This window comes from Paraflavitalea soli (assembly GCF_003555545.1).
Classification (GTDB): domain Bacteria; phylum Bacteroidota; class Bacteroidia; order Chitinophagales; family Chitinophagaceae; genus Paraflavitalea; species Paraflavitalea soli.
The window spans coordinates 7,659,986-7,674,388 of record NZ_CP032157.1 but is presented as its reverse complement, the minus strand read 5'-3'; the positions used below and the strand labels follow the sequence as shown (position 1 = coordinate 7,674,388).

Annotated in this window: 7 protein-coding genes; 4 read left to right on the top strand and 3 right to left on the bottom strand. The window is 49.3% G+C overall.

Features of this window, described 5'->3' with window-relative positions:
* Nucleotides 1–93: 93 nt before the first annotated feature.
* On the bottom strand, nt 94–2,073 hold the full coding sequence (locus tag D3H65_RS29550) for a RagB/SusD family nutrient uptake outer membrane protein (protein WP_119053755.1): 1,980 nt from the start codon (nt 2,071–2,073) through the stop codon (nt 94–96).
* 10 nt (nt 2,074–2,083) lie between these two features.
* Nucleotides 2,084–5,206: a SusC/RagA family TonB-linked outer membrane protein gene (locus D3H65_RS29545; RefSeq protein ID WP_211345572.1), complete on the bottom strand. Its 3,123-nt coding sequence runs from the start codon at nt 5,204–5,206 to the stop codon at nt 2,084–2,086.
* Between the two features lie 505 nt (nt 5,207–5,711).
* Here D3H65_RS29545 and D3H65_RS29535 point away from each other — a divergent pair.
* The 4 genes from D3H65_RS29535 to D3H65_RS33390 all read left to right on the top strand — a co-directional run bounded on the left by D3H65_RS29535 (nt 5,712) and on the right by D3H65_RS33390 (nt 12,631).
* Complete coding sequence (locus D3H65_RS29535) at nt 5,712–6,746, top strand: LacI family DNA-binding transcriptional regulator (protein WP_119053753.1); 1,035 nt, start codon at nt 5,712–5,714, stop codon at nt 6,744–6,746.
* A gap of 70 nt (nt 6,747–6,816) precedes the next feature.
* A complete protein-coding gene (locus D3H65_RS29530; protein ID WP_119053752.1) occupies nt 6,817–7,566 on the top strand; it encodes an SDR family NAD(P)-dependent oxidoreductase in 750 nt (249 codons plus the stop codon).
* 12 nt (nt 7,567–7,578) lie between these two features.
* On the top strand, nt 7,579–10,185 hold the full coding sequence (locus D3H65_RS29525; protein ID WP_119053751.1) for a glycosyl hydrolase 115 family protein: 2,607 nt from the start codon (nt 7,579–7,581) through the stop codon (nt 10,183–10,185).
* 55 nt (nt 10,186–10,240) lie between these two features.
* Nucleotides 10,241–12,631: an endo-1,4-beta-xylanase gene (locus tag D3H65_RS33390; protein WP_245999618.1), complete on the top strand. Its 2,391-nt coding sequence runs from the start codon at nt 10,241–10,243 to the stop codon at nt 12,629–12,631.
* A gap of 13 nt (nt 12,632–12,644) precedes the next feature.
* Here the strand turns inward: D3H65_RS33390 and D3H65_RS29510 are convergent, their stop codons facing one another.
* On the bottom strand, nt 12,645–14,291 hold the full coding sequence (locus tag D3H65_RS29510) for a S41 family peptidase (protein ID WP_119053750.1): 1,647 nt from the start codon (nt 14,289–14,291) through the stop codon (nt 12,645–12,647).
* Nucleotides 14,292–14,403 lie beyond the last annotated feature (112 nt).

The window sequence follows — 14,403 nt, the reverse complement described above, 5'->3', positions numbered from 1 at the left end:
TTATTGTTTGCTGCTTTACAGCAGGGAATGCGGATAAATATAAAAAAGATTGGTTACCCGGCGGGGCAGCCAATCTTTTTTGTGTGATGAGTATTAATTATAGCCTGGATTTTGATAGGCCACTTTTTCTTCGGCTGTCGCTTCCATGCCATCCAGCTGGCCTTGCGGAATGGGCCGGAGATAATGCTTAGGTTCAATGGTACGTGTAAATGTTTCGGGTGTATGATTGCCATAGGCTGCACCAGCAATCTGGTAGGTGCCAGCCAGTTCGTTCCATTTTTGCGTACGTACCAGGTCGAACCAACGATGGCCTTCTCCGAAATATTCACGGGAACGTTCGGCCAGGATATAGTTGATGTCGATGGTAGCAGGCGTGGCAGCAATCATCGCGGCACTGTTGTCTGCCACGAAGGCTGCATTGTTCTTGTTGGAGAATTTCCACTTGCCTGCCCGTGCACGGATCACATTGATGAGGTCGCGGGCGGTTCTGCCTGCTACAGTAGTGGCACCTTTCACGGCAGCTTCCGCCGCTATGAAGTAAAACTCAGAGAATTTGGCAATTTTGAATGGACGGGTGCTGGTAGCATTGGGCTGGCCTAGCCCTGTGCCATTATCCGTACGGTATACGCCCATTTTCCATAGACCGGGAAATAACACCCTGCTTATACCGAGGGGAGCGATCACAAAATCGGCCCTGCCTGGCATTACACCAGCGCCCACCGCATTGGAGGATTTGCCGGGGAAAGATGGCCCGGTAGGATAAACAAGACCTACTGCGTCTGTTTGATATTCCAGGAAGCTCAGTATGGGTTGACCGGGTGTAACCGGCATATCGTTCGCATTATAAAGCGTTGCGTTCGTAGTACCACCTTTGGGCCAATTAGCTCTATAAACAGTACTGAACGTGCCGTCATAACGGGAATCCAACGTTTTCTCTGCAAAGGTATTTATAAACACGCCCACCGGAGGAGCCATACGGGTGTATGGACGACCTAAAGCCTGAGCAGCTTCCCGCTGCACGGAACTTACAGCAATACCGGTACCGTCGGCATTGGGAGCGCTTCTGATCACCGTATAGTTGGGGGTAACCATCCAAACGGCAGAGTTCCTGCCATTTCCTGCTTCACCATCAAAGCAGGAAATACAAGCTCCATTGTAAAACTCACTTTCCTGTGTATGGTCGGCATACAAGATCATTTCCTTGTTACGGTCATTACCACCAACATGCAGGTCATAGAAAGTATTTTCCAGGCCAAAACTACCCGGCTGGTCGATACCCTGGTTAGCTACATCATATGCTTTTTGGAAATACCACGCTGCATCATGGGCATCAGGATCGGTCCTGGCGCTTTGTGGATAGGTGGGAATGTTGTTGGGGTTTTGTAACCACCAGCCATAGGTTAAATAGGCTTTCGCCAGGTAAAGGCGTGCTGCTGTTTTAGTAGCGCCCCCAACTACCCTTGGCGCAGCCGGCAAATCGTTTATCGCCTGCACGAGGTCGGGGAATATGGCTTTGGTATACACTTCAGGTACGGTGTTGCGCACAGATTTTCGTGAAGGGGCTGTATTAAATTTCAATTCTCCGGCGCCCAGGTCCAATGGCACACCGCCAAAGGTTTGCACCAGGAGAAAATAATCGAAGGCCCGGAAAAACCTGGCTTCGGCTACCACTGCAGCAGTGATGGCAGGCACCGCTGCCGCATTCTCGATAATACCACTGGCTGTATTGATATTGGAAAAAGCGGTAGTCCACAAGTTGTCGGAACGACTGCTGGCAGCCGTTAGGTTACCTACGCCACTGAGATCTGCATCTTTAAAATTGGCGTCGGCACTCTGGCCCCAGGTATATTCGTCGGTACCCGTCTCCAAGATATTGTAATAATAGGGTTGGCCATACAGGAATCGCAGGTGGGCATATTGGGAGGTGATACCGCCCAGCACTCCTTTCTCGGTCTTAAAAAAACCAGGTTCATAAAAACTGCGGGGCTTTTCCTCCAGAATTTTGCTACACCCTGAGAATAACAGCAGGAAGCATGCTGATACTATAAGCGATTTTATAAGCAGATGTTTCATATCTAATGATTTAAAATGTCAAATTAACGCCTACAATGTAGTTGCGGGTGGCCGGTGTATTATACCCTACGGTCAGGATACGTCTCAGGTTTTGACTGAGGTTTACCGACGCATTCTCATTTCCGAATGAGTTGGTCTCAGGATCCATACCCGATTCTTTGTGGAATGGCGAGAACAGGACAAAAGGGTTTTGCGCTGTAAAGTACATCCTCATTTTAACAGGCGACCTTTTAAGCAGGGTCCTGTTGAAATCGTAGCCCAGTGTAATGGTGCGTATCTTCAGGAAAGAGCCATCGAAGTAACTGAGGGTACTGCCATATTTGGGGTTATCACTGGCGATAATGCCACCTGGTTTGGGATACTTGGCGCCTGTATTTTCTGGTGTCCAGTAGTCTACATCTATATTGTTGCGGCGTCCGCTCAACAAATTAAGATAGCCATTTGAACCGTGAATGGTACTGAAGAGAATACCGCCACTTCTGAAGAAACCAACCACACCCAGGTCAAATCCTTTGTAGGATACGCGGGTATTGAAACCGCCCTGGAAATCGGGATCTACATCCATGATCTGCCTGTCGGCAGTACCGATCGCTCTCTCGGGCGTACCATCTGCTTTAAAGCCACCGGTATACTTTACCTTGATCATTCCTATGTTACCACCTGGCTCCAACACATTCAGGTATTGGTCTTCTTTTTGCCAGAGACCTATTTTTTCATAATCGAAGATCGCATTGATATTGTGGCCTACAAACCACCAGTTGCCCTCATCGCGGGTTTGCCCGGAAGCAAGCGATACCAGTTTGTTGTTGTTTACATAGACGTTAGCACCCATCTCCCAGGTCCAGCCATTCAGGTCGTCAAGGATGGTACCATTCAGCGAGAATTCGAATCCCTTGTTTTCAGTTGAACCAATGTTGGCTGTATAACCAGACACGCCGGAAGTGGGTGGCAGGCCCAGACCTAAGAGGATGTCTTCGGTCTTGGTGACATAATACTCAATAGTACCGGACAAACGGTTTTTGAGCAAAGAGAAGTCAAGGCCAATGTTCAAAGTCTTGGAGAACTCCCATCCCAGATTAGGATTGGGCAGTTGGGAAACAAAGAACCCTGTTGAATAACTGGTGGGCCCAAAATTGTAAGGCCTTGTGTCCAACCGGCCCAGGGTAGCATAAGGCGCAATCGCCTGGTTGGAGGTTTGTCCATAGCCGGCACGCAATTTCAGGTTATTGATAATGGGCGCGTTCCGCATAAATGATTCGTTGGTGATATTCCAACCCACCGATACAGCGGGATAGGTATGCCACTTGTGTCCGGGCGCCAGCCTGGAAGAAGCATCGGACCGCACCGTTGCCGAGATCATATAACGGTTATCATAAGAGTACATCACACGTCCCATGGCCGACATGAGGCCCCACAACTGGTAATCCTGGTTGGCAGGATCCACTGTTATTGCACCACTGGCCTGTCCCAGGTTATAATATTCAAGGGCATCGGCAGGGACATCTCTTGCCGCCACGTTTGACCTGTTGTATTTCTGTTGCTCCACAGAATACAAGGCCACTGCGTTGATGGTATGCTTACCAAAACTGCGATCATAAAATAACAGGTTTTCCAGTGTATAGTGCACTGTGTTCCTGTTATCGATAGAAGCAGCGGAAGGCGTAGTGGCAGTAAGTGCATCGCCCACCCCGGCGCCGGTATAAGCGCCGTTATTGGTTTGGATGTAATCCAATCCCAGGTTTACCCTGTACTTCAATCCATCCACCCACGGCGCTTTTACTTCTGCATAAACGGCATTGTAAGTGGCATAACCGCGTGTTTCATTCAGCCATTGATCATTATCCCTTAAGGCTTTCACATTGTCTTTTGTATAGATATACTGGTTGTCTACCGACATCCGTATGCCTCTTTTCAAAGTGCCATCAGCATTATACGGAGAGGAAATAGGCGTCATGCTTAATGTATTGTACAAGCCTACCTGACTCCCTTCGGTTTGGTTAAAATTGCTATTGGTGGTGAAGCCAACCCGCACATATTTACCCACCTGCTGATCTATTGAACCCCGCAGTGAATAACGCTTGTATTGCTGGGTGGGGATCACACCCTGGTTGAGGTAGTAACCTCCTCCAAAGTTGTAGCTGCCGGTCTCGGTGCCGCCGGAAAGGCTGATGTTGTGATCGGTTACGATGCCTGTTTGGTAGAACAGGTCCTGCCAGTCGGTATTGACATCGTTGGACTCATCCAGCCCGTTGGGGTATTGAATGGCACCAGGGGTAGCAGCGATCAGCGTACGGAGTTTTACAAACTGAGGTCCATCCATCATGGGATATTTGGCAAAGACTTTCTGTGCGCCAACATATCCGCTGTAGTTGATGCGGGGTTTTCTGTTCTTAGATCCTTTTTCTGTTGTAATAATTAAGACACCGTTGGCGCCCCGCGAACCGTAGATGGCCGTGGCCGAGGCGTCCTTTAGTACATCGATGCTTTTAATATCATTCGGGTTGATGTCGGCCAGTGATCCGATAAAGGGGATACCATCCAATACGATCAATGGATTGTTATCAGCGCTCAGTGACCGTGTACCACGGATACGGATCTGCATAGTAGCTCCCGGCCGGGTGGAGGTTTGTGCAATATCCACGCCAGCCATACGTCCCTGCAGGGCCTGTGAGATATTGGGCGAAGGCACTTCCCGCATTTTCTCTCCGCCAATGGAAGCAACAGAACCGGTGATCGCTTCTTTTCGCTGGGTGCCATACCCCACTACTATTACCTGGTCAAGATCACCTGTTGCGGTAGCCAGTCGTATATCAATGGTATTATTATCACCCACGGTAATTTCTTTGGTGGTATAGCCAACGCTCGAAACCACCAGCGTGGCACCCTTAGCTGCCGCAATGGAAAAACTGCCGTCTGCACCGGTATTGGTGCCGTTGGCAGTTCCTTTTACGACTATTGAAGCGCCCACAACGGGGTCTCCGGTGTTGGTTGTTATTTTACCCTTGACGGTATTTTGAGCGAATGCTTCTGTTCCTGCCAGACAGGAAAGTAAAAGCAGGAAAACCATAGCAGTCATTTTTTCCTGCAACAGCCTTTGCAGGATAAACCTTTTTCGGTTTTGAGTTTTTTTCATATTCATCGTTTTGGTATGTAGACTTTATGATTGTTATTGATGAGATGCCAGCACTTCAACAATGGAGATACCCCCGGCATGCCAATAAGGACCAATGATGTTTTACGGTGCCAGGGATAGTTGTGCGCAGCCGGATCATTGACAGGCGGACGAACTGCAAGTGCCGGAAAGCAAATGCCAAGCGGGAGAGTACGACGAAAATGCAATGGAAAAATGGGGTGCCCGACAGGCAATTAGGTTGTTCCATACAGCAATTTTTTTAACCAGAAATTCAATCGTTTGGCAGGCAAAGGGCTTACCTGCGGAAACGAATATAGGCAAAAAACATAAAATAGCAACCGATTGCATTTTTTTATTGCAAAAACTTGCCTTAACGCAAAAACCCTGATGACCGGGCTGAGAAGCCCGTAAGCAGGACGCCCATGTTATATAGTGTGTACCGACTCCCGAAAACAAATTACGCTGGTTTGATTTTTTTTGCGATCTTCAGCAACCGATTGCAAACATGAAACAGAAGAAAGAGGTTACGATCCATGATATTGCCAAAAAACTCGCCCTGTCGTCCGCCACGGTAAGCAGGGCATTGCAGGATAATCCCACCATCAACAAAAAAACCAGGATAAGGGTACAGGAAGCGGCGCGGTTGCTGGGATACCGGCGTAATATCTTTGCCAGCAGCCTCCGGAAGCAACAGACCAATACGATTGGTTTGATCGTCCATGAATTGAGAAGTAACTTCATTACATCGGTATTGGCAGGTATTGAAAGGATCACTTCGGAAGCGGGCTATGATCTTATCATTGCCCACTCTTCCGAAAGCTTTAAAAAAGAGGCCGCCAATGCAGCCAATCTTTTCCATAAAAGAGTGGACGGCCTTATTGCCTCCCTGGCATTCGATACCATCGGGCTGGACCACTATTCATTATTCCAGGACAAGGGTATACCGGTGGTATTCTTTGACCGGGTGGAAGAACGATCGGAAAGCACGAAAGTGATCATCGATAATTACCAATGTGGCTACCAGGCCACCAAACACCTGATAGAGCAAGGTTGCCGGCGGATCGTAATGGTGACTGCCAGCCTGGAACGCAACGTATATGTGCAACGTTTTATGGGCTATAAAGCTGCGCTGGCCGACAGCGGCTTGCCCTTCGATGAGCAGCACCTGCTCATCAAGGATCTCAGTGAAAAATGCGGAGTAGAAGCGGCGCGGCAGATACTGGACATGGCCCCCTTGCCCGATGGGGCATTTATCACCAATGATTTCTCAGCCGCCGTGTGCATGCAACATTTGAAAGAACAGGGCGTACGTATTCCGGAAGACATTGCGGTAGTAGGTTTTAATAATGATACGATTGGCAGGATTGTTGAGCCCTCCTTAACTACCATTGATTACCGGGGTCAGGATATGGGTGAGATTGCCGCCAGGAGCCTGGTCAATCACCTGCAGGGCATAACCAATATCAGGCATACCAATACCATTGTGATCCGTTCGGACCTTATTATCCGTAAGTCCTCTTTGAGAAGCGGCACTTTCTGACACATTATTGCATTGGCCCGGACAGCACCACTAAAAGAACCTATAGAAAAGACTATAAACCAAGTATACAATGACAGCAACGCACCCCAAAACAGCCATCGTGACCGGAGGGGGTTCAGGCCTTGGCTTCGCCATTGCCTCCACCTTTGTACAGAACGGTATTCAAACGATTATTGCCGGCCGGGATAAAAAGAAATTAGACGCTGCACAACAACAACTGGGTGAACTCTGTATCGCCAAGGCCTGTGATGTATCGGACCTAGCTTCCCTACCCGGCTTTGTACAACAGATCATTCAGACATACGGCCAGATCGATATTCTCGTGAACAATGCCGGCATCAATATGAAGAAGGATTTCACCGAGGTAACGGATGAGGATTTTCAACAGGTGATCCTCACCAATCTCACCTCGGTATTCTCGCTGAGCCGGGAAGTAGTCAAACACATGTTGCCCAGGCAAACCGGGTGCATTATCAATATCAGTTCTATGGCAGCACAATACGGCTTGCCGAAGGTGATTGCTTATTCGGCCAGCAAAACAGCTATTGATGGCATGACCCGGGCCATGGCGGTGGAACTTTCGCCCAATGGTATCCGCGTCAATGCCATTGCGCCTGGTTTCATCTATTCTGAAATGACGGCGAAAGCCCTGGACAGTGATCCTGAAAGAAAAGCAAAGGTCTTTGGCCGCACGCCCATGGGCATCATGGGACAAGCCACCGATATCGGGAACGCTGCATACTTCCTGGCCAGTGATGCGGCCAAATTTATTACAGGTGTTGTATTGCCGGTAGACGGTGGAAACAGTATTGGTTTTTAGTAACTGAACTATATGAAACAAAAACCTACATTAAGGTGGGCCGCTCTACGGCGCTGCCTGGCCGCGCGGCAGAGCGACTCACCTTTGAGTCTGAAACAATTATCACTCGGTATCACGCTCTGCCTGCTAACGATGGGCAGCTATGCCCAATCGCTTGTAGATGACAAACCTTCCAACAATACATTTTCCCTGGCGGGCGTGGTGATCTGTGTTGATCCCAGGGACGAAGCACTGGTGCAGCAGGCTGCGAAATGCCTGCAACAGGATATTGAAATGGTAACCGGTGTGAAGCCATCCATTTCTTCCGGCATCACCCAACAACCTGTCATCATCATTGGTACGTTGGCCAGCAGTTCGCTCATCAAAGCTGCCGGTAAAGAGCGTAAGCTCCCGCTGACGGCTTTACAAAACAAATGGGAAGGGTACCTGATACAAACAGCCGGCAATCGTATTGTGATCGCGGGCAGCGACAGAAGGGGCGCAGCCTATGGGGTATTTGAGCTGTCCAAGCAGTTGGGGATATCTCCCTGGTACTGGTGGGCTGATGTACCGGTAATAAAGAAAAAAGATCTCTATATAAAGAAAGGGGTCACGCTGACCGATGCCCCGAAAGTAAAATACCGCGGCATCTTTATCAATGATGAGGCCCCTGCGCTCTCGGGCTGGAGCAAGGAAAAATTCGGCGGCTTCAATCACCTGTTCTATGAAAAAGTATTTGAACTTATCCTGCGCCTGAAAGGCAATTACCTGTGGCCCGCCATGTGGGGCAATGCTTTTTATGATGACGATTCACTAAATATAAAAATGGCAGACAGGTATGGTATCGTGATCGGCACTTCTCACCACGAGCCACTGATGCGGGCGCATGATGAATGGAGGCGATACGGCAAAGGCAAATGGAATTATGACAGCAATGAAGTAAAACTCAAAGAATTCTGGCGCGGTGGCATGCAGCGGGCCACTAACGAAAAGATAGTAAGCATAGGTATGCGGGGCGATGGTGATGAACCCATGAGCCGGCAAACAGCCACTGCGCTGCTGGAGCGGATCGTCAAAGACCAGCGGCAGATCATTGAAGAAGTAACGCGCAAGCCGGCCAGCGAAACACCCCAGCTATGGGCGCTGTACAAAGAAGTGCAGGACTATTATGACAAAGGTATGCGGGTACCGGATGATGTAACCTTATTGTTGTGCGATGACAACTGGGGCAATATCCGTAAGTTGCCCAAGCCGGATGAGACGCCCCGGAAAGGGGGCTATGGCATTTATTATCACTTTGATTATGTAGGCGGTCCCCGCAACTACAAATGGCTTAATACGAATCCTATTGCCCGTGTATGGGAACAAATGCACCTGGCCTGGGAATATAAGGCCCGGGAAATATGGATCGTGAATGTGGGCGATATCAAACCCATGGAGTTTCCCATTTCTTTCTTTCTTGATTATGCCTGGAACCCTGATGCCATCGGTCCTGCTGATCTGCAACGGTATACGGAACGATGGGCCGCCCGGCAATTCGGTGCTGCTTATGCCAGCCAGATCGCCGACATTATTTCCAGGTACACCAAATATAATGGCCGGCGTAAACCAGAACTGCTGGATGCGAATACGTATAGTCTTGCCACTTATGAATGGGAAAAAGTAGTTGATGATTACAACGAATTGCTCAAAAAAGCCACTGCCATTGGCCAGGCACTGCCGGCAGCCAGCCAGGACGCCTACTTCCAACTTGTGTTGCACCCGGTAAAAGCCTGCGCCAACCTCTATGAAATGTACTACAACGTTGCGCTGAATAAGGCCGCTAATGCACATGATCTTCCGGGCGCCAATATATATGCGGATAAGGTGAAGGAACTATATGCCAATGATTCCATCATCACGGCTCAATACCATAGCCTCAACAACGGGAAATGGAATCAAATGATGAGCCAAACGCATATCGGGTATACGTACTGGCAACAACCAAACCGTCAATCCATGCCGGAAGTAAAGTATATGACTGGCACTAACGCCTCCAGGCTACCGGATGGCGGTGAAAAGGATGTAAAAGTTGCCTCCATACCTGCATCAGTAACCGGCCATGTGTTTTACGAGGTAGAGCTATCGGGGGTTTCTATAGGGGCGGATCATTATACCAGGGCGATCAACACACCGGATATTAAATGGCAGGTATTATCCGATCATGGACGTACGGGTGCTGCCATTACTCCATTCCCTGTTACTGCCAAACCACAAAAACCTGGCGGCAACTCGCCGCACCTGGAATACGATATCTATACTTTCGGTAAAGGGGAGGCTTCCATCAACGCCTATTTCTCCCCTACCCTGAATTTCCACAATACGGCTGAAGGACTTCAATATGCTATTTCTGTAGATGATGAGGCGCCACAGATCATTAGTATCAACAAGGAAGACAGTAATGTAAGGACCTGGGAGAAGTGGGTAGCTAATAATATTATTATCAAAACATCCAGCCATGTGATTTCCCAACCGGGAAGGCATGTTGTGAAGTATTGGATGGTAAGCCCTGCGGTGGTGGTACAAAAACTGGTTGTGAAAACAGGTAAACAGGAAGATAGTTATTTAGGTCCACCGGAAACACGTCTGAACCGGGATTAATAGGATTTTGTGGATTTAGTGGATACACCATTGCTTGCAATCAAATTATAAACGTATGAAGCCCCTTGCTTTTTTTTGCCTACTTACTTTACTACTTTCAACTGGTGTGCAGGCACAATTCAGAAGGATGTCACCTGCCGACAGTCTGCGTGTAGACAGCATCAACAAAGCCACGCAGCTTGATTATAAACGAATGTTGCAGCAATTGAACATCCCTTCTACGAGGCGTGGCCCATCGGGCAATCCACAAGCGCCTGATGCCGCCAATTCGGATGAAACCAAGGCCTCCCCCTATACCACCCTGCCCGACGCGCTGGTGCTGCAAAACGGCAAGAAGGTAACGGAGGCAACAACCTGGTGGAATAAACGCCGCCCGGAAATTGTGGAAGCATTCGATACCGCCGTCTATGGCCGCACACCTGCGAAAACACCCCACGTAGAGTGGGAGGTCGTGGCCACTACCCAGGAGATGGATGGCGATATACCGGTGGTAACCAAAAAGCTGACGGGTCATGTAGACAATGCTTCCTGGCCTGCGATAAAAGTAGCTATACAAATGACCCTCACCACGCCTGCGCAGGCAACAGGACCTGTGCCAGTGATCATGGAATTTGGTTTTGTATTTCCGCCAGGATTCAATCCGCCCCGCGATACTTCAAGGAAAGCCCCACCCAGCTGGAAACAACAACTGCTGACCAAAGGATGGGGATATGCCGTGATCGTGCCCACCAGCTACCAGGCAGATAACGGCGCCGGTTTAACGCAGGGTATCATTGGCCTGGTCAATAAAGGACAGCCACGCAAGGCAGACGACTGGGGCACGTTAAAAGCATGGGCCTGGGGCGCCAGCCGGGCATTGGATTACCTGGAGACAGACAAGGCAGTAGATGCCAAACGCGTAGGCATTGAGGGATTATCAAGATATGGAAAGGCGGCGCTGGTGGCTTTGGCTTATGAGCCCAGGTTTGCTATTGGGTTTATTGGCTCTTCGGGCGCCGGCGGCGCCAAGATCCTTCGCCGGGTATTTGGTGAACAAGTGGAGAACCTGGCATCTTCGGGCGAGTACCATTGGTTTGCCGGCAATTTTATCCGGTATGCAGGTCCGCTGACACCCAATGACCTGCCGGTAGATGCGCACGAGTTGATCGCACTCTGTGCACCGCGACCTGTATTCATCAGTGTAGGTTCACCCAAGGTAGAAGGGAACTGGATCGATGGTAAAGGCATGTTTGTGGCCGCCGTTCATGCAGGTCCTGTCTATACCCTGCTCGGCAAAAAAGATCTTGGCACTACCGAAATGCCGCCACAGGAAACAGGTGTGCTGACTGGTGAACTTGCTTTCCGGCAACACGAAGGTGGCCATACCACGGGCCCCAACTGGCCTTTCTTTATTGACTTTGCGGCCAGGTATTTCGGGCAGGGTACTGCTTCCGCCGCCAATACAAAGGGCTTAAAGGATTATTACAAGGACTTCTTCACCATGGGTGTTGCTGTTTCCCCGCGTGCTTTGAAAAGCAATGAAGCTTCCCTGGTCATACAACAGTTCAACAGCCTTACGCCGGAGAATGCGCTGAAGATGGGGCCTGTTCATCCAAAGGAGAAAGAATACAACTGGAAAGATGCTGACTCCATCGTAGCGTTTGCACAACGCAACAATATGAAAATGCGCGGGCATACGCTGTGCTGGCATAACCAAACCCCTTCCTGGCTTTTTATGGACGATAAAGGCGCGCCTGTGAGCAAGGAAGTATTGCTGCAAAGACTGAAGGACCATATCACCACGGTGGTAAGCCGTTATAAAGGGAAGATATATGCCTGGGATGTAGTGAATGAAGCTGTTTCGGATAAAGCCGGCGAATGGCTGCGCCCATCTCCCTGGCTGCAGATCATTGGTGAGGAATATATTGCCAAAGCATTTCAATGGGCGCATGAAGCAGATCCCAATGCCCTGTTGTTTTACAATGACTATAATGAGATCGGCGCCGTCAAAAGAGCAAAGATCATCCGGCTCATCCAATCATTACAAGCGAAAGGCATTCCTATTCATGGTATTGGCTTGCAAGCGCATTGGGCTGTTAACGAACCCTCCAAAGAACAACTGGACAGCACCCTGCAACAATTCAGCAGCCTTGGCCTTACACTCCAGATCACGGAACTGGATATATCTGTTTATCCCAAAGAACACGAAGCAAGGGCTAGCAGACCGGAAGATGCCAACACGGCCTTTACATCCGAACGGGAACAACAGCAATTGGAAAAATACAAACTGGCTTTCGGGCTGTTCAGGAAATACAGCAAACATATCAGCAGCGTTACCTTCTGGAATATTTCCGACCGGAACAGCTGGCTGGATAATTTTCCGGTAAGAGGCAGAAAGGATTATCCGCTGCTGTTTGACCAAAGCCTGCAGCCCAAGAAAGCTTTTTGGGAAGTGACGCGGTTGTAGAAACGTCAGCGCTTCACTTCCAGTTATTGCTCACATGCAGCAGGGCTTGTTCCAATATATAATCCTTGCTATGTAGTAGCCTGGCCTGGGTGAGGGTAACCGGCCTATCCAGTTTAACGCCCCCGCCCTGGCAAAACCCTTGTTCCATACCCCTTACGCCCACCCCTGTATAACTCACTTCTAAACCACCGGGCATGGTAAACCAGGTGATATTGCCGGTAGTGCCGGCTGTTTGCCGGCCCATGGTAATGGTATTGGGGCGTAGTTTCATTGCGGCGGCTACTGATTCGGAAAGGCTCTGTGTATGTTCATCTATCAAAATGATCATTGGCCCCTGGTATATCAACGCTTCTTTGGCGACTGGCGTAAAATAGAGGGGGCTTTTGATAAAGGTGCCCGGATAAAGATCCCAGGCATTGGATTCTTCGGTCAATTGGGTCTTTGCGGGAAAAAGAAATTTATTCAGTGCGGCGGTAACCTGGTAATTGGGGTAGTCGCGCATATCCCAGATCACGGCTTTGGCCTGTTGGATATCCTGAAACAACCGACGCAGTGTATCTGCCTTAGTGATACGACAAAAGCGAACGTACCAAATACCTTTTTCAATCTCCTCCCACCATGGTTTGGCAGGAGCCTGGGGCATGCGCCTGTATAGCTGCCAGGTATGGAGTTCAACGGGCCGGGTAATCACCTCTTTGTTTCTCCTGAAGCTTACCTGGATCACGGAGTCACCTACCTTCAATAATTCCTGGGCAATATTGCGGTACAGTGAAGCTGCATTGGTACCTGCAGTGACCGCCAACAATTCTTTTTCCCTGTGGCGGGTCGATTGTCCGTTAATAGTTAATATCTCATCACCAATACGGTAATCCCATTTCTTCGCAGTACTGTCATCGCAGGCAGCGACCAGGTATTTCCCTTCGATATAATCAATTCGAAATGGTGTGAAATAATATGCTTTGTCGGGCTCCTGTAAAAAGGCATGTGCATCTGGGAGCTCATGCACCAGCGCCCGAATGACATTCCGGTACTGTATGGAATCTTTGGCTGCGAGGAACGGACCGATGTACCGGGTCAACACATCGTGCCAGTTGTGCATGCGTTCTCTATGGGGGTAAAAATAAGTGATGGTATTCCAGTAGCGGAAGAGGGCCAGCAAACGCATGGGCCGATCGGGAAAGGCAGGTTTTTCATGTGCATCTTCGGTATGGATGATATGATCGAAATAGTGTTTGTTATAATACCGCGTTACGTACCGGCTGGCATCGGGCTGGTGGTACTGGTACAAACGGACCAGTTCGGTTTGCAGCCATTTTGAAACCCTGAATTCTTGTATGTCTTTTTCTGTGAAGATCCTTGCCAGCGAATCGGCTGACCAGTTGACCGGTGTATCGGATAGCTTTGCGGCAGGCAAAGACCGGAACCATCCTTCGAGCAAGGTATCGAATGCTTTTCTGTTTGGGACCTGTTCTATCAGTGTGACCATGCGTATCAGTTCTTTGTCCCAATCAGGCTTACCTTTAGCGGCAGCGGGATGATAATATTTCAACAATCCCCATACTTTGCCGAATGTTGCCAGTTGTGTAACCTGTTTATTGGTTTGGGCCTGGCTGCTGCAGGCCACGATGCAAAGCAATAGCAGGCCAACGATCTTTTTCATGTGTTTGATTTGCAGGCAAAATTGTGGCAGGAATAAACGTGCATGATTGTATTTTAGCCCAATGCCGGGGCCTGCCGGTTCAATGGCTTTCTTTAAATTGGGCGTGCAAAAT